Raw genomic sequence first — 17,885 nt, forward strand, 5'->3', positions numbered from 1 at the left:
TCTATGAATCTGAATGAGTTACAAGAGGTGCTTTCAAGAATTGCCGCCAGCGCGGAGGCCGCCATTCAGGAGGCAGGAACGGTTGATGCGCTTCGGTCGGCGGAATCGCGCGTGATGAAGGGCCCGCTGGCGGACATATTGAAGCAGATCAAGTCTTTCTCGTCGGAGGAACGAGGGCTTGCCGGCCAGGCGATCAACCAGACAAAGAATGCCGTGGAGTCCGCGTTTGCCGCGGCGCAGTCGCGCTTGCGCGATGCGGAAGTGTCCGCGGCGCGGCTGAAAGCGGCGGCATTCGATCCGACCCTGCCTCCGCCGATGATCCAGCGAGGCTCGCTGCATCCGGTGACGGCCGTCCAGCGCGAGGTGGAGCGTGTGTTTACGGGCCTTGGATTCGCGGTGGTTGGCGGCCCGGAGATGGAGACGGAGTATTACAACTTCGAGGCCCTGAATATTCCGGACACTCATCCGGCGCGGGATTCGCAGGATACTTTCTGGTTGACAAATGGCTGGCTGCTTCGGACGCACACGAGTCCGTGCCAGGTTCGTGCGATGAAGCGGTTCGGTCCGCCGATTCGGGTGATCGCTCCCGGCCGCTGTTTTCGTTATGAGGCGATCGACGCATCCCATGAGAACACGTTCTTTCAGCTTGAGGGGCTGCTGATCGACAAGGACATCTCGATCTCTCATCTGATCGCGTTCATGAAGCTGCTGCTTCGGGAGGTCTTTCATCGCGACGTGAAGGTTCGGCTGCGGCCGGGCTTTTTCCCGTTTGTCGAGCCGGGATTTGAGCTGGATATGAGTTGCGCGATTTGCGACGGCACGGCGGTCAATGCGCGCGGGGAGCCCTGTGCGACGTGCAAGCGCAGCGGCTGGGTTGAAATTTTACCGTGCGGAATGGTTCATCCCAACGTGATTCGTCATGGGGGCATCGATCCGCACGAATACACCGGTTTTGCGTTCGGCCTGGGGTTAACGCGGCTGGCGATGATGAAATATGGCGTTGCGGACATTCGAATTCTGAACAGCGGCGATCTGCGTGGCATTGTGCATCCATCGCGGCTGGGGGGCACGCCCGTCGGCTCAGGCCAATGATGCGTTGATGGCCGCGGTCGGCTGGGGGCTTTACTCGGTTTGACGCGCGCCGGTAATCTGTCGCTCATGTCTACATTTAATCGTTCGGAAGTCGTGGATAAGGCGTTCGTCGCACTGCTGAAGGGATGGGACGAATCGCCCACCGAGGTGATCGCGCCGGAGTCTCCCGTGCGCGACGGCTCTTCAATGGCGGGCCGCGACCTGGTTGAGTTGTTCGAATCGCAGATGGCGGCGCGGCATCTTGATCTGATTGCACGGGTGCTCCGCGCGAAGAACGCAGCCTTCTACACCATCGGCGGCGCGGGTCACGAGGGAAACGCGGTCGTCGGGCGGCTGACGCGGCCGACCGATCCGGCATTTCTGCATTATCGCAGCGGCGCTTTCATGCTGGAGCGGGCTCGGCATGAGCCGGGCATCGACATGATTTATGACACGGTCTTGTCGCAGGCCGCAAGCAAGGAAGACCCGATCGCGAACGGCCGACACAAGGTCTGGGGCAGCAGGCCGCTTTGGGTTCTGCCGCAGACGAGCACGATTGCAAGCCAGATTCCGAAGGCGGTGGGGACGGCGATTGCGATCGGCCGAGCGAAGCAGGCGGGCGGCAAGCTACCGGTTCCCTCCGACAGCATCTCGGTGTGCAGTTTCGGTGATGCGAGCACGAATCACTCCACGGCGATGGGCGGGTTCAATTCAGCGCGATGGGCCGCGTTTCAAAAGCTGCCGGTGCCGGTCTTGTTCGTGTGCGAGGACAACGGCATCGGGATCAGCGTCCGCACGCCGCCATCGTGGGTGGAGAATAACTTCAGCAACTGGCCGCCGTTGGTTTATTACCGTGCTGACGGGCGGAATCTGATTGAGTCGTATGAGGTGGCGCGGGCGGCGATCCACCATTGCCGCACGCATCGCGCGCCGGTGTTTCTGCATCTAAAGACCATACGAATGCTGGGTCATGCGGGAACGGACTTTGAGCCGGCGTATCACACGCTGGAAGAGATTGCGGCAACCGAGGCCCTTGATCCGCTTCTGGAATCGGCGCGAATCGTCATGCGATTGGGCCTCATGACGGCCGATCAGATTCTGGACGCGTATGAGTCTCTACGGAAGCGCGTGGCGGCTGCGGCGGACGTGGTGGTGACTCGGCCGCGGCTCTCATCGAGGGACGAGGTTATTGCACCACTCGCGCCATTTCATGAAGACGCCGTCAATGCGGAGGCGGTTCGCCCAATCGACGCGGCGAAACGGGCCGGTGTGTTTGGGGATGAATCCAAGCTGCCGGAGCATCTGGGTCCGCGCCATCTGGCGGTGAATATCAACGCGGCATTGCATGATTTGATGGTGAAGTATCCGGAGATGGTCGTCTTCGGCGAGGACGTGGCGCAAAAGGGCGGCGTTTATTATGTGACGGCCGGTTTGCACAAGACGTTCAAGGCGGCGCGCTGCTTCAATACGCTGCTGGATGAGCAGACGATACTGGGCCTTGCCCAGGGCATGGGCTACATGGGCCTGCTGCCGTTCCCGGAGATACAGTATCTGGCGTATTTTCATAATGCGTGCGATCAGATTCGCGGTGAGGCCTGTTCGCTTCAGTTCTTTTCGAACGATCAGTTTCGCAATCCGATGGTTGTGCGTATTGCGTCGCTGGCCTATCAGAAGGGCTTCGGCGGCCACTTCCACAACGACAACAGCTTCACGGCCTTGCGGGATATTCCCGGGCTGGTGATTGCGTGTCCTTCGCGCGGCGACGATGCGGCCGGCATGTTACGGACCTGCGCGGCGATGGCGCGGGTTGACGGGCGGATTGTCGCATTCCTCGAACCGATCGCGCTGTACATGACGAAGGATCTGTACGCCGACGGCGACGGACAATGGCAGTTTACCTATCCGGGCCCCGCGCATGCTGTGCCGCTTGGCGAGGTGCGGGTGTACGAGCCGGACGCGCGTGATCTGCTGATCGTGACGTTCGGCAATGGCGTGCTGTTCTCGCTGCGCGCCGCGAAACGGCTGCGCGAAGAACACGATATCGCGGTGCGTGTTCTTGATATGCGATGGCTTGCGCCGATCAATCACGATGAAATTGCCCGGCATGCGGCACAGTGCGGCCGGGTCTTGATCGTGGACGAGGGGCGACGAAGCGGCGGGGTGTCGGAAGCGATTGCGATGGGAATGATGGAGCGATTGAAGCCAACGCCGCCGACTCAGCGAGTTGTCGGGGAAGACACCTACATTCCGCTCGGCCCGGCGGCCAACCTGGTTCTGCCGAGCGAAGACGATGTCTTTCGCGCGGCACTGGAGATGGCGGGCGAAAAAGAGCCGCCAACCCGTCGCCGTCCCGTGTGGGCGTGATGAGTTCGTGAATCGGTCGCGCGTCGGGCCAGGCGGAGCTGTTCGCGCGGGAAAGCCGAATTTCCATGTCTATATCCTCCGATTCTCGCGATATCCGGAAAGAGATCACGATTCTTGCGCGTGCCGATCGCGTGTGGCGGGCGCTCACCGAGGCGTCTGAACTGATGCAGTGGTACTCTTTGAGTGCCGCAGTGGTGCCGGGCGGCGGTGGGGTCGTTCGGCTGTCGTCTCCGGGTGTGCATGAATTCGAGATGCCGATTGCCGCGTGGGAACCGAATCGCCGGCTCGCGTGCACGCAGGCCGGGCCGGGCGCGTCCGCGCTCGAATTCGTCCTGGAGGAGAGCGAAGCCGAGACACGGCTTCGGCTCACTCACTCAGGCTTTTCGGCGCCGGAATCGGCCGACTTTTATCTCGAGCGCGCGGTGAGGGACTGGGAGTTCTATTTACAGGCATTGAAGCTGTATCTCGAACGACACGACGGTACGCCGAGGCGTTGCGTAGTCTGTCAGGCCGAGGCTTCGAACGCGGTGCCCGCCGGAATGTGGTCGCGGCTCTGGAGCGAGGCCGGGATGCTGCGGGTGACTCATCCCGAGCCAACGGCCGAGGGCCGACGATATGCCATAACGACGGCACAGGGCGATCGGCTGGAGGGCGTGGTGCATACCTGGTCGCCGCCGATGGATTTCTCCGCCACGGTAACGAATCTGAATGATTCATGGCTGCGTGTTCATCTCGTGGATCTGCGTTCGCAGGGCCGGTGCATTGTGAATCTCTGGCTATCGACCTATGGTGTGGAGGCCCGGAGGGTATTGGAACTTCAGTCGCGATTTGATCGGATGTTTGCCGAGCTGTTTGGCGAAGCCGGCTAGGCGGCGGCTATTCCGGGCTCGCCGGGTCCGGTGCGAGGGCTTCGAGAAGCTCCTGGTGAAGTGTATTGTTCGCGCTGGTCAGAAGGCTTCCGCTGTAAACGATGTTTTTGCGTTCGCCGGCCAGGCTCGTGGCCGTGCCGCCCGCCTCTTCGATGCACGGAACCAGGGCCGCAATATCCCACGGTTGCATGATGGTATCGATGGCCGCATGGATTCGACCTCGGCAGACGAGGGCGTGCTGGAGGCAGTCGCCGCAGAATCGAAGTTTCCGCGCTCGACGGAGAACGCGGCTCAGACCGTAGCGAGGAGAGTCGATCTCGGGTCCGATGTCAGTGGCGTGAACGCCCGATGCGGACACGAGCGCGGCGCCTAGGCTGTCGCACGCGGCGACCCGCACGCGGTCAGCCTCTGCGCGGCCGGCGCGAAACCAGCAGCCGTCGCCTTTTGCGGCGAAGACGGATTCATCAAGCGCCGGCATATGTATGACGCCGACGACGGGTTCGTCATTGATGACGAGCGCGATGAGCGTTCCGAATGCATGAATGCCCCATGTGAAGGAGGTCGTGCCGTCGATGGGGTCAATGATCCAGAGCGGTCGTCCATCGGATCGGGGCGCGGCCTCGGCGGCTTCTCGACCGAACTCTTCTCCGAGTATGTCATGGTCTGGGTGGTGCTTTGTGATGGCGGCGCGGATGAGCAGTTCGGCTTCGCGGTCGGCGACCGTGACTTCCGAGCCGTCAGGTTTGTAGTCGGCGTCGCAGCGCCTGAAGTGTGACATAATCAGGGCGCCCGCGTCACGGGCCGTAGCCAGGGCGAAGTCGAGGTATGGGCCGAGCGGCTGGGTGTGCATGGGGTGGCAATATCCTTCTGTGCGGAGATTGTGGCGCGTGCGACAAGTCTCGCCAAGTGCGTGGATCGCTCTGATCAGCACTTTCGGCCGATTCAGTGTTTTTCTTGTCCCCGGGGAATTCAGGCGTTACACTGACGCCATCGGGCGCGAATCAAATACCTGCTTTAAGGAAAAGGAGAGTTCCTGTGGCCAATCACAAAAAAAAATGGAGTCGCGGTCGTCCTAGTGCTGGCTGTCGTCTGTGGGAATAATTTCGTCCACAGAATCACAGCCTGTCCACCATCGGGGTGCGGCCCCGGCGCCGAATGTAAGTGGAATCCAGTCTTTTCGGAAGCGACTTGTTCGGGTTGGTCATATCCGGAATGCACGTTCGACCAAGGTGTGTTTCCAGTTACCTGTCTTGCCACGCCCGACGCCTATGAAGGCTCTTATGAGGTGGAGGTAATCGCAGCGGACGCGAGGCCGGAGGGGCCGTGCATTCGGATTAAGTGCGGCATCTGTGTGTCCACGTACCAGGAGCGTGTCTGCGGCCACTTCTTCAGTTGTCAGGAAGTTTGTGACGAGTTCGGCGTGGTGATTGATTGCATCTGGGTTCCCAGTCAGATTGCATATTGGACAGGGCGATGGGTATTGGAGGAGGAATCCAAATGTTGCCTTGATGCCTACTAACGCGGCTCGGCGATAGCCGTCGCTGTCTGTTGCACACCTGTTACTTCGCACGTCAATCGACGGGGTTTGTATGTGAATTTGAATGGGAGGCGTGACCCATGTGTTATTTGTCGGTGATCGCGGTCCTCACGGGGCTGTTCGCGGAGATGCCGGTTCCGCCGGAATTGCGACAGGCGTTTCATCAGCGGAATGATTACCGCTCGATCAGCATGTCGTTCGTGATCAGCGAGGTTGAGCATGGGGGAGCCGAGAAAATTCGTCATTTTGAGGCGCTGGCGGTCCGAGAGGATCTCATGCTTGTTGATCGCGGAGATGCGGACGGAATCCGGCTGCACCGTGATCTGGAGGAGCGCCGCCCCGCATTGGGAGTGTACGGCGCATGTCATCCCCAGTATCACCTGTTTCGAAGGGAGCCGCTCGAGACGTGGTCTCGGTACGACGGGCCGGGCTGGGTGGGGCTTGCGGAGGGCGGGATCAGCGCGATCCACGAGGATCCACGATTCATCGGGGTCGCGCCATGGAGCGCCCAGAACTTGTCGCCTTCGGAACAGCTTGATCGTCTCATGCGGCTGGATGTCAGGAAATGGGAAGTTGAGCATCGCGGAAATCTGCTTGCGGTCATCGGGTGGCTCAGCAGGGACGATTCAAGCGGATATGCCTACGAGTGGCTGCTTGACCCGTCGGCGGACATGGCGATTGTAGAAGTCGCCACCATCAAAAAATCGGCCGAGATTCGGCGCAGCATTCTCGCCCGGCATGAATATCAGAAGGTGGGCGAGAATTGGTGGCCGAAACGGTCATTCATTACCAATTACGGTCGCGGTATCCGGCGGACGGTTGAGTACAGCGATGTGAAGATTAATGACAAGAACCATCCGCGAAGTCTGACGCCAGAATCCATGGGCGTGCCGCTCGGGGCGGTTGTTCGAGTCGCGGGAGCCGGGACCGGAGGCGAACGGCGTTATGCCGGCTCTGGCCGAACGATGTCGCCGGAGGAGTTTGAGAGAAAGCGGTCGTCGCTTGATCTGAGCGCGTATGAACGGTACCAGGAAGCGCAGCGGGTGATGGGACCGGGATATTATCCGTCCTGGTGGGAGGATTCATCGGGCCGGCTCGGCGTGAAAGACGTCGAAGCGAAGCCGGATTCATGGGAAGTCTATGTGCGCCGATGGAAGCTCCGGCATACTGAGAAATCCAGTCACCCGCTGGGATGGAGGCAGATTCACGCCGCAGACTCCGCGCTGAAGGACTGCCGCCGCCGGGCGCGAAACCTTGTTGATTCCGGCGGGGATTCAGATACAGCCAAACTGAATGAGCAGATCGCGAGAATTTTCGAGGAGTTGAAGCAGCGATTGGGCGTGATCCTGACGACGGAGCAGCAATCCACGGAATCGACCGGCCGAGCGGCGTCGAAAGCCGGGGATTAGACCGGAAGATCGCGGCAATCCGTCATGCGGCCTCGTTAACTGCGCGCGTCTTCAAGGTAGGTGTAGCCTTTGAGGCCTTCTTCGTAGAAACGAAGGAGTTCGGCTGATTCGCGGAAGTTGATTCGCTTTTCTCGGACGGCGCGTTCGACGGTCTGTCGGAGGCGGGCGACGAGATTTTCCGGCGAGAACTGAACGTATTGCAGCACTTCTCCGACGGTGTCGCCGTCGATGACATGTTCGACGAAGTATTGTCCATCGTCCTTGACTGACACATGAATGGCGTTCGTATCGCCGAAGAGGTTGTGCATGTCTCCCAGGATCTCCTGGTAGGCTCCGGTCAGAAAGATTCCAAGGAGGTATTCGTCGCCGTTGTTGAGCGGGTGCAGCTCGATGGTTGTCTTCACATCGCGCAGGTCGATGAACTTGTCAATCTTGCCGTCGGAATCGCAGGTGATGTCGGCGAGGATGGCTCGGGCCGTGGGCTCCTCGTTCAGGCGATGGATCGGCATGATCGGAAGCAGTTGGCCGACCGCCCAGCAGTCAGGGACGGACTGGAAGATGGAGAAGTTCCCGTGGTAGGTGACGGCGAGCTGTGCTTCGAGTCCCTGCAATTCTTCGGGGACGTACTCCTTCTCTCGCATGATGCGGATGATCTTGCGGCAGGCTGACCAGAAGATGGACTCCATGACGGCGCAGTCCTTGAGCGTCAGGTATCCGAGCTTGAAGAGTGTCATGCCTTCGTCGCGAAGCGCGAGGGCGTCGTGATACGCCTCCTGGAAATTTTTGGCTGAAATGCTGTCGTGCATCTCAAGCATGTTGTGCATGACGTTGTGTGAGTCTTCCGGCAGCGATTGCGGCACGGGATTCTGCGTCAATTCGGTCACGCCGAGGATGTTGAAGATGAGGGCGGTGTGGTGCGCGGTGATCGCGCGACCGCATTCGGTCACCAGGGTCGGATGGGGCAGTTCCGCGGAATTGCATGCCTGAGCGATGGCATCGACCACGTCGGAGACGTATTCATCCATCGAGTAGTTCGCGCTGGAGTCGAAGGTGCTGCTGCTGCCGTCGTAATCCACGGCCATTCCGCCGCCGACGTCGAAGTACTTGAGGCCGGCTCCCATTTTCGCGAGCTCGATGTAAATTCGGCTGGCTTCGGCGAGGGCGTCCTTGATCATTCGAATGTTCGTGATCTGGCTGCCGAGGTGGAAATGGGTGAGAACGAGGCATCCGAGCATGCCGCTCTGTTCGAGCAATTCGACGCCGCGCAGCATCTCCGTGAGCGTCAGGCCGAATTTTGATTTGGCGCCGCCGGACTCCTGCCATCGACCGGAGCCGCGAGCCGCCAGCTTGGCGCGAAACCCGATCAGGGGCGAGACTCCCATGGCATTGGCGCGTTCGATGATGCGCGGCAACTCGCCGAACTCCTCCACGACGACGATGACGGGCTTTCCGAGCTTGGTGCCCCAGAGAGCGGTTTCGATGTATTCGATGTCCTTGTAGCCGTTGCAGATGATGAGAGGCTCCGGCGATTCAAGCATGGCGAGAACGGCAAGCAATTCGGGCTTGGAGCCGGCCTCGAGCCCGAATCGGTATCGGTCTCCGTACTTGACGATCTCCTCGACGACGTGGCGCTGCTGGTTCACCTTGATGGGATACACGCCCATGAACTGGCCGGTGTACTCGTGCTCAAGAAAGGCCTTGGCAAATGCGCTGTTAAGCTGCTCGATCCGCGTTCGGAGGATGTCCGAGAAGCGAATCAGCATGGGTAGTTCGATGCCGCGCTCGCAGAGCTCGTCGACCAGTTCCTTCAGATCGAAGGCGGGGCCGTCGGGGCCGCGCGGGCTGACGCGGATGTTGCCCCGCTCGTTGGCGGAGAAGAACCCGGCACCCCATTTGCGGACGTTGTAAAGATCGATCGAGTCTTCGACAGTCCACTTATGCAAAATGTCTGATCGCGGGGCGCTCTTTGTCAGTCCTGCCATTGAGGGGCTTCCTCCATATGTGTGTGGGCCGTGCGAAGCGCGATCGGCCGTCCTGATGGTGGGTCGGCCGAAGAGGGACGAATCTTTGATTGTATCAGAGCGACTGAAGTGAATCGAGTGGCTCTGGGGAAGGCGGACAGGGATTCCCGGAGCGAAATGCTCCGCCCTCGGGCGCCCCGGACTGGGACCGCGGGGCCGAGGCTGGCCGGCGATCTGTTTGGCGTCCGCGCCCTCGTCCGTTCAGATCAGCGACCGACCGGTCATTTCGGCGGGCTGCTCGAGTCCGGCGAGTTTGAGCAGCGTGGGGGCGATATCGGCGAGTCGTCCGTCAGGTTGGAGTGCGATGCCGTTTGTCCGCGTGGTTTCGCCTGTCGGCTTGCCGGAGGTGAGGTCATAGCTGCCCTTGTAGCGGTCATCGACGACAATGAGATCGACGTCGTAGGTCGTGTGCGAGGTGTGCGGGCTGCCGGTGTCTGGATCGATCATCTGCTCGCAGTTGCCGTGGTCGGCGGTGACGATGGCCGCACCGCCCCTGGCAAGCACGGCATCCACGACGCGACCGACGCACGTATCAACGGTTTCGACGGCGCGAATGGCGGCGGGAAGAACGCCGGTGTGTCCGACCATATCACCGTTGGCATAGTTCAGCACGAAGAGGTCGTACTGATCGCTTGCGATGCGCCGGAGCATTTCCTCTGTCACACCAAAGGCACTCATCTCCGGCTTCTGGTCGTAGGTACTGATATCACGGGGGCTGGGGATGATCTGCCGCTCCTCCCCTGGAAAGGGCTCGTCGCGGTAGTCGTTGAAGAAGAACGTGACGTGCGGATACTTCTCGGTTTCGGCGCAGCGGAACTGGGTCAATCCGAGTGACGACCAGTGGGCGCCGAGAATCCCCGTCATCTTCGGCGGCCGCGGGAACGCGACGTGGACAGGCAGGCCCTTTTCGTAGTCGCACATGGTGCAGAAATAGAGGTTCTTGATTTTCGGACCGCGATCAAATCCGTGCCGAACCGCCGCATCGGCCGGCTGATTCGGATCCGATTTTGCCGGAAAGGGAAACTCATCGTAGACGAACGCCTTGGTGAGCTCGCGCGGACGGTCTCCACGAAAATTGAAAAAGAACACGGCGTCGCCCGCGCGAACGGGGCGCGGCTCACCCACGATCGTGGCTTCGATGAATTCATCGCCATGCAGGTTCGCGTCCGTCGGGTGGTCGTAAAAGTACCGGAATGCGGCCTCGGCGGCCGACGTGCCCGGCGCAGGCGGCGCTTCAATGCGAACGCCCCTGGATTCGGTCAGCATGCGATACGCTTTCTCCACACGATCCCAGCGGTTGTCGCGATCCATGGCATAGAATCGGCCGATGAGTGATGCCACACGTCCGACACCGATGGCGCGCATCTTCGCCTCGACCTCGCGGATAAACTCAATTCCCCTGGTCGGCGGCGAATCGCGGCCGTCGCCGAATGCGTGAAACAGCACCTGGTTTCCACGGAGTCCGTTGCGGCCGGCAAGCTCCAGCACGGCGTAAAGGTGCTCCAGTGCGGAATGCACGCCGGCGTTGCTGCACAGCCCCATGATGTGAAGGACGCCGCCGTTTTCGATGGCGTGAGCGCAGGCGGCCTTGAGAACCGGGTTTTCATGGAAGGTTCCGTCGCGGATGGTGCGCGTTATGCGCATCTGTTCCTGATCGACAATTCGCCCGGCGCCGATGTTCTGATGTCCGACTTCGCTGTTACCCATGACGCCATCGGGCAGGCCGACGTTTTCTCCGCTGGTGTGAATCTGCACCCACGGATAGCAGGAGCGCAGTCGATGATCGACCGGCGTTTTTGCAAGGTGGACGGCGTTGGCGCGATTCCATTCAGGATAGGGATTGTGTCCCCAGCCGTCGCGAACAATCAGCAGAAGAGGGCGCTTGATGAGGCTGGACATATCAGAGTCTCCGAAACTCTCAGTCGCATCGGATTGGGAGATACTTCGCGCTGGCGTCTATTTCTCTTTCAATTCTAGTGCGCCGGCCCAATCGTCTCCCGGCGGAAATGTCTTCAGTTCCTGGCATGCGTCGATGTAGCGGCCTGCGCCGGCGTCATCAGGGCGTCTCGCGAGGATGCGGGTGAAATGAACAATGCACTCGTCCCACCGGCGTTGTTTGTACAACTCCACGCCGGCCTCGAATCGCCGGGCATATTCGAGGACGGTCGCGTCGACGTCGCCCCTGCGGCCAAGCAACTCGAACACGGGCGTGGTTCTTGATTTGCCTTTGACCTGAAGTTCGGCGAGGTAACGGAACTCGTATTGATCGCCGACCCGGTCGTGCAGGTCGCCGTTAACCAGAATGCTCGTGCCGAAGACCTTGTTCGCCGGCTCAAGGCGCGCCGCGAGATTGACGACGTCCCCGATAACGGTGTAGTCGGCCTTCAGCTCTGATCCGAGATCGCCGTTCATGCAGTGGCCGGTTGCCATGCCCAATCGCATTTCAAGCCGGGCGAAAATCGGTGAATCGCCGCCTGCAATTCGATCTTTCTTGAGCTGATCGAGTGCATCGATGGCGTCCAGCGCGGTTTCGCACGCGGCCTTTGGGTGCGCTTCGAGCGGATCGACGGAAGGGTTCAGAATCGCCATGATCCCGTCGCCCATGAATTTGTTGATCATGCCGCGGTGTTCCCAGATCACCTCGCTCATTCGCTCCAGATAGACATTCAGTACATGCTGGACCACTTCGGCGTTTTCCTGTTCGGAAATGGTTGTGAAGCCCTTGAGGTCGCTGAAGAGACATGTCAGGTCGCGCTTCTGGACGGCCTTGAAGGCCCGCGCGGCTTCCGGGCTTTCGGCGATTTTGGCGGCGATCGCGGGCGACGTGTACTGGCTGAGCTGCTTTCTGAACAGCCGCTTGTCTCGCTCGGCGGTGAGTTGCCGGAACAGGGTCACGAATGCCCACGACAGTGCCATCGTCAACACGCTGGGCACCACGGGCAGGAGCAGACCGTTCTGTCGAAACAGCAGAACCGCATTGGCATACACATATGCGGCTGCGATGAAAACGGTGGCCCCCAGGGCGAGTGCCGGCCCACGAGTCGCGGTGATGAGGCCGACGATCGCCCCGAGGAACAGGCAGATCGCCGCGCCATACCCAAGAGGAAAGGCCCGGATGAACGATCGCTGGAGAATGGAATTAAGAACATGGGCGTGGCACATCACGCCGTTGGTCCGCGGGTCGATCGGTGTGGCGACGATGTCCCCCTCGGCCGTGGCGGCGTAGCCGAGGAACACGTGCTTGTCCTTGAGAATCGGCGAAAGCTTCTTCCGGGAGGATTCGAGGGCCGCGGCGAGGTGCTCATTCGCTCGATCGATCGCGGGAATTTTCTCGACCACGATGTCGCGCGCGGGCAGAAACCGTGCCGCACTCTGCCGGAGCTCTTCGTCTGATTCGAGCTCCTCGGCCGAATAGGACGCCAGATCGTTCGCACTTAATAGCACGTGGCCCGTGCAGGCTTCTTCCTCGGCTGAGATTTTCGCTGCAAGGTCGGCCGCTTCGCGCGCCCAGTCATCTCGTTGCGCGGCGTCGATTGAGACAGCGCCCAGTTCAGATCGGCGGAGCTTGCGGCTCAGTTCGATATGACGGTTGACCATTTTGCGGTAAGCGGAGTCGGCAGGGATGGTTTCCTCGCGGGCGTTTTCCCCTTCACCGACCATGCGCTTGAAGACGCCCTTCGAAGCGGCGACGACTTCGGCCATGAGAACGCGCTTCAGGCGTTCGTTCTGCCGAATTTGCCTTCGGGCGTCCGCAATGCTCCACGCGCTGGCTGCGGACACATGGGGAAAATCGTCGCCGCGGCGCCATCGGGGCGCGGTCCGCGTCCAGTGGATCAGAAGGTTTCCGTCGCCGTCGAGCGGCAGCCGAAGCACGTCGGAGCCGTCGTGGGTGGGAATCTCGATTAGCCACGGGTCGATTGCCCTGGCTCGCGAAAAATCGAGGCCCATCGCAGTCGCTGCGGCCGCAAGCCCCATGTGCTTGATCACGCCAAGCGACGTGTCGATCAGAATCGGAACGCGGCGAACGACGCCATCCGGATCGCCGCGAAAGCTCACGGCGGCAATGTCCATCGCGGCTTCCGCAAGCAGTGGATGCAGTGGAACAATATTTTCCGCGCGCGACGCACGCATCTTTAGCGCGGTCCCGTGCAGGCCGTCGACCGCGGCCTTGCGCAACTGGCGCATCCCCAGTGCGACGCGATAGGCCGCCCGGATATCGGCCGAGTCAGAATTGTGGCGCAAGTGGCCTTTCCCCATGATCGATCGCAATGCGTCTTCGACCTCCAGCGCTGGATTGCGTTCCAGTTCATCAGCAACGCGCTCCTCCGCCACGCGCCGCTTGACTCCGGCAATGACGGCGGCAATCTCCTCCTGGGTGACGCCCAGTGCCGCTCCGAGGGTGGCCTCATCAAGCGTGAAATTCGAAAGCAACCGGTCGCGAATGCGGAGCCGGGTCATCTCCCGTGCGACAAGATCGCGCGTCTCCGGCGCGGAGTCGAGGTTCAGCGTGGCCATCGCGGTCGCGGTGTCAATTTCGGGCGAGCGCTCACGGAGGCGGCGCAAACGCTCGGTGAGTGCCGGCGACGATCCTGGTGCAATCGTATCCATCTGGACCGCCATGATGACACGGTCCACCACGCGCACGGCCCGCGCGAGTTCGAGATCAGGCTCGATCAGATTCTCCGGAGAAAGCTCGCCGATGACCGCCTCGGCCCGATCGCCCGGGCCGGCTGAGGATTCGTCGGTCAGCAGCTCAGGGTCGATATAGGGCTGTTCCGGTTCACTGAAAAGGAGATCAACCATGATCTGCTTTGCGCCGAGTTCGTGCAGGACGCTGATCAGCTCCGCGGTCACGTCGCGATGCCACGGCCATCGCCCGATTCGGTCAAGCGAGCCGTCGTCGATATCGACGTGGACGATGGGCGAGGTCGGCGGCAGGTCATTGAAATCCTGCATTCGCCAGTCGATGGCCTGCAACTCCATTTGCTGAAACCGGGATAGATTGAAAGCGGCGTAGGTGGAGATGATCGAGACGAGCAGTCCGACGAGCGTGCCAGTAAGTCGCGGACGGTGTGCTCGCATTCGATTCAGCCCTATGCCATTCGTGTGGCATCCAGCGGTCGCTGCGCGGCGCCGGCGACAGGCCGTGCCGGTGTACGGGCGACCATTCTACTCCAGCGATCCGATTCGGTCGCGGATTCGTTGGATTTCCTCCGGCGGCATTCGGTTCGGCTGCGATACATAGACGCGATTCGATTCAAGCTCCAGTGCCGCGCGCAAGCTGTCCGCCGCCTCGCGACGCAGCCCGGTCGATCTCGTGGCTTCGCCGAGCTGGACGAGTAACTCCGCGAGCTGGATGCGCCGCGCCGGTGCGGTCGGATAAGCCGCCACGCAGCGGCGGTACAACTCGACCGATCGCGCCAGATCGTCGACATCGCGGGTCAGATGAAATCGCTGCTGATACAGTTGGCTCAATTGCTGGACGATGAGTGCGTTGTCCGGATCGCGAACGCGACCCTCTTCCGCCAGGCGGATCGTGCGATCGGAATGCGCGAGGGTGCGAACCCGGGGGAATAATTGTTCCGTCCATTCCGTGACGGCCGTTGCATCAAGTGGATAGCAGGCGTGCGCCGACGCATAGGCGATGCCGCCCGGTGAACGCTCATAGATTTCCCATGGTGTTGGTTTGACGGCGGCGCGGGCGACGGGGAGCTCCGCGGCGACTTTCGCGGCGGACAGAGCGAGCCAGAGCAGAATTGCGCCGGATGACGCCGCGAAGACGGCCGCGGCAATGAGCGGCGCGCGCGGCCGTCGAGACGCCAATGCACTCGGCGGAGGCGGTTGCACGGTCGCCTCGTGGTCTCGGGAGGCCAGCATGACGGCGGCGAGTGCGAGGAATGAGGTTGCCGGACCGCCCGCGAAAAGCGCCAGATCGATCGACGTATGAACCAGAAATCCGATGACCCCGGCGGCCGCGATTAGCGAGATCGGTCCCGTCCGCGCATCAGAAATGCCGGGTGAATCAGTGAATTCGAACGCGCTAGCCAGCGCGCCGATAAACCACGGAAATGCCACGAGTCCGGCACTAAGTGTGAGCAGGGCCGGTTCGTCATTTCCGACGATGGCCAGCCACGGGATAAATGTGCATGCGAACACCGCCGAGATCCGGAGAATCATTGACGAGCTTTCGCCGGCCGAAGTCGTGTCGTGATCGGCTGGCCCGGTTGGTTCGGCCGCGCGACGGGAGACGCCGATCGCCAGAATGAGAAATCCGGCCAGTCCCACGACGCCCCACTCGGTCGCTAATTGCACCGGCCAGCTGTGCGGTGATTCCACTTCTTCGGGACACTCGACGGGCTTGAATCGCGTGAAGTGACGCCCGAAATTATCCGCGCCGACGCCGAGGAGGCCGAGTTCATGCATCATGTCGGCGGCGCCTTGCCAATACATGTAACGAAAAAGGATCGATCGACCCAGCACATCCGGTTTTGCCCGGAGCAGTCCGACGACTGCAGCGGCCGCCAGTGCCGCGACGATCCAGCCGAGGGCGATTGCGCGATTGGGCGGCAGTCGCAGCCGGCGAAGCAGCGAATGGCCGATCCAGAAAACGGCGCCGATCAGACAGGCCGCCATCGCGCCTTTGCTTTGTGTCCCAAATAGCACTGCGAAGAGTGCGAGTATCAGCAGTGCGGGCATGGCGATCGCGGCCGGGCGGATTTTGCGGCTGAGTCGATCCGCGATGAGCGACACGACAGCCGCGATGAAAACGATCAACTGGCTGGCGAGGAGATTGGGATGGCCGTAGAAGCCGGTGACGGCTCCGGACCTCATCCGCATTTCAAAATCATGTGTGAATCCTGGGGACGGCTCGCCGTTGCTGGCCGGCCCCATGAGCTCGGCTCGGTGCTCTTCGAAATATCGAATGGTATCAGGCAATTCGACGAAATGCTGCCATGCCGCTTTGAACACAATGGTCGCGGCTGTGCCGGTCAGGACGTACAAGGCAAGTCGAATGTGCCGTGGTGATGTCAGCAGTTGCCGCAGGGCGAAGAAGTAAACGAGTCCGGAGAGAAAATCGATCGTGCCAATCAGCGCGAGGTGCTTCTGACCGGCTCGGGTCGTGGAGATGATGGCCGCGACCGCGAGCAGCGCAAAGCCGAGTTCGCCGCCGGTCGTGCGCGGTTTTAGTCCGCGTTGGAATTGCCGGACAAGGACGGTGCCGGCGACCGCGATGATGATCGCATCGAGCACGAATGTCGTCGCCGGCTGCACTGTTCCCGGCGCCTGCAGTGTGCGCATAAGCCGCGGGGACTCGAATGTGTGTGTTTCGTTGATGATCGTGCGCAGGGGAATGAGCGCGAGCAGAATGAAAAGGAGCACATGGCTGATACGCTCGTTTGATGCGATCTCTCCGCGCGGGGGTGGTCTTTCGGCACGTCGATCACGCATGTTCACCCGTGCTTTCGAGCAGGGCGACAAGGCAGACCACGAGCGCAGTGTGGATGAGGATGCCCCATGCCTCGGCCCAACCGGCCTTAGGTAGGAGCAATGCCGGCATGGCCGTGACGGCGGTCGCCAGCCAGATCACCATAACGGCACGCGGCACGCTCATTCCGCGTTTGACGAGTCGATGCGAGAAATGTCGGCGATCGCCCCGCCAGAGCGGCACGCTCAGCCGCCAACGGATCAGAAAAACCGACAGCGTGTCATACAGCGGCACGGCCATGACGACGATCGGAGAAAACACGGCGAGCGGACGATCGCCATGAGCCGGAGCCACGAAGGTGGTCATGATCGTAAAGACCCCGAGCAGCATGCCGACGACGGTGCTTCCGGCATCGCCCATGTAAATGCGCGCGGGATAAAAGTTGAACGGCAGGAAGCCCAGCAGCGATCCGACCAGAAGCCAGCAGCACGCCGGCACAAAGATCTGCCCGCCGAGCATGGAGGTTATCGCGAACACGGCCGCGGCGATCGCCGCCACGCCGGCTGCAAGCCCGTCCATGTTGTCGAGAAAGTTGAGCGAATTGGTCAGCGTGACGATCCACAGGATCGAAAGGATGATTGATATCGGCTCGCCGAGATGGGAAAGCAGTCGCAGGTTGCAGAAAAGCACGAGCAGCGTCGCAACGGCGCCTTGAATCAGAAATTTGATTCCGGGCCCGAGCGGCCTCCGATCGTCCCAGAGGCCCATTATGCACAAGGTGACCGCGCCGGCGCAGATCGCCAGCGCTCCCGGTGTTTTCGCCGCGATGCCCGCGAGATGTGGCGCCGCCGAATCGGGAATCCATGAAGGCGGGGTGGACGCAAAGGCGCACGCGAAAATTGAAACAAGAATGATCGGCAGCACGATCGCGGCGGTCACCCCGACGCCCCCGCCCAGCGCGATGGGGGCGGCGTGACCCTTATGGCCGCCAGGCTTGTCGGTGAAGTCGAGGCGGATGGCCCATCGGCGCATGAACCACGTCGCCGGCGCGGAGAGCGCGAAGCCAATGGGGGCAGCCAGGATCGGTAATGTCGAATCGCTGATCACGCGAAAGCCCATGCGCGCCGGATGCGGCGGACGGCCATTGAAAGCGTCCGGGCAATTCTATATGGTTACGGAGAAGCGAAA

10 protein-coding genes are annotated in these 17,885 nt (G+C 61.3%); 4 read left to right on the top strand and 6 right to left on the bottom strand.

Annotation, left to right across the window (positions count from 1 at the left end; translation table 11 throughout):
• The first annotated feature begins 3 nt into the window (after positions 1 to 3).
• From pheS to KF841_11330, 3 genes are all read left to right on the top strand, one after another.
• Complete coding sequence (pheS, locus tag KF841_11320) at positions 4 to 1,092, top strand: phenylalanine--tRNA ligase subunit alpha (protein ID MBX3395944.1); 1,089 nt, start codon at positions 4 to 6, stop codon at positions 1,090 to 1,092.
• Between the two features lie 66 nt (positions 1,093 to 1,158).
• Positions 1,159 to 3,435: an MFS transporter gene (locus KF841_11325; GenBank protein ID MBX3395945.1), complete on the top strand. Its 2,277-nt coding sequence runs from the start codon at positions 1,159 to 1,161 to the stop codon at positions 3,433 to 3,435.
• 65 nt (positions 3,436 to 3,500) lie between these two features.
• Positions 3,501 to 4,304, top strand: coding sequence for an SRPBCC domain-containing protein (locus tag KF841_11330; GenBank protein MBX3395946.1), 804 nt, complete (start codon positions 3,501 to 3,503; stop codon positions 4,302 to 4,304).
• A 7-nt stretch (positions 4,305 to 4,311) separates the two neighbouring features.
• On the opposite strand, the gene KF841_11335 is transcribed toward KF841_11330, so the two are convergent.
• The gene (locus KF841_11335) at positions 4,312 to 5,154 is read right to left on the bottom strand and encodes an inositol phosphatase (GenBank protein MBX3395947.1); all 843 of its coding nucleotides are present in this window, start codon (positions 5,152 to 5,154) and stop codon (positions 4,312 to 4,314) included.
• A 767-nt stretch (positions 5,155 to 5,921) separates the two neighbouring features.
• Here KF841_11335 and KF841_11340 point away from each other — a divergent pair.
• On the top strand, positions 5,922 to 7,250 hold the full coding sequence (locus KF841_11340; GenBank protein MBX3395948.1) for a hypothetical protein: 1,329 nt from the start codon (positions 5,922 to 5,924) through the stop codon (positions 7,248 to 7,250).
• Between the two features lie 35 nt (positions 7,251 to 7,285).
• Here KF841_11340 and speA read toward each other — a convergent pair whose 3' ends face one another.
• The 5 genes from speA to KF841_11365 all read right to left on the bottom strand — a co-directional run bounded on the left by speA (position 7,286) and on the right by KF841_11365 (position 17,816).
• Positions 7,286 to 9,232 carry a biosynthetic arginine decarboxylase gene (gene speA / locus KF841_11345; GenBank protein ID MBX3395949.1) on the bottom strand — a complete coding sequence of 649 codons (1,947 nt, stop codon included), beginning with the start codon at positions 9,230 to 9,232 and terminating at the stop codon, positions 7,286 to 7,288.
• A 240-nt stretch (positions 9,233 to 9,472) separates the two neighbouring features.
• A complete protein-coding gene (gpmI, locus tag KF841_11350) occupies positions 9,473 to 11,170 on the bottom strand; it encodes a 2,3-bisphosphoglycerate-independent phosphoglycerate mutase (protein ID MBX3395950.1) in 1,698 nt (565 codons plus the stop codon).
• Between the two features lie 57 nt (positions 11,171 to 11,227).
• Positions 11,228 to 14,353, bottom strand: a complete 3,126-nt coding sequence (locus KF841_11355) for a CHASE2 domain-containing protein (protein MBX3395951.1) — start codon at positions 14,351 to 14,353, stop codon at positions 11,228 to 11,230.
• Between the two features lie 87 nt (positions 14,354 to 14,440).
• Positions 14,441 to 16,720 carry an O-antigen ligase family protein gene (locus KF841_11360; protein MBX3395952.1) on the bottom strand — a complete coding sequence of 760 codons (2,280 nt, stop codon included), beginning with the start codon at positions 16,718 to 16,720 and terminating at the stop codon, positions 14,441 to 14,443.
• A complete protein-coding gene (locus KF841_11365) occupies positions 16,713 to 17,816 on the bottom strand; it encodes an undecaprenyl/decaprenyl-phosphate alpha-N-acetylglucosaminyl 1-phosphate transferase (protein ID MBX3395953.1) in 1,104 nt (367 codons plus the stop codon). Before KF841_11365 ends, KF841_11360 begins: the two co-directional genes overlap by 8 nt.
• Between the last annotated feature and the right edge of the window lie 69 nt (positions 17,817 to 17,885).

This window comes from Phycisphaerae bacterium (assembly GCA_019636475.1).
GTDB lineage: Bacteria > Planctomycetota > Phycisphaerae > UBA1845 > UTPLA1 > JADJRI01.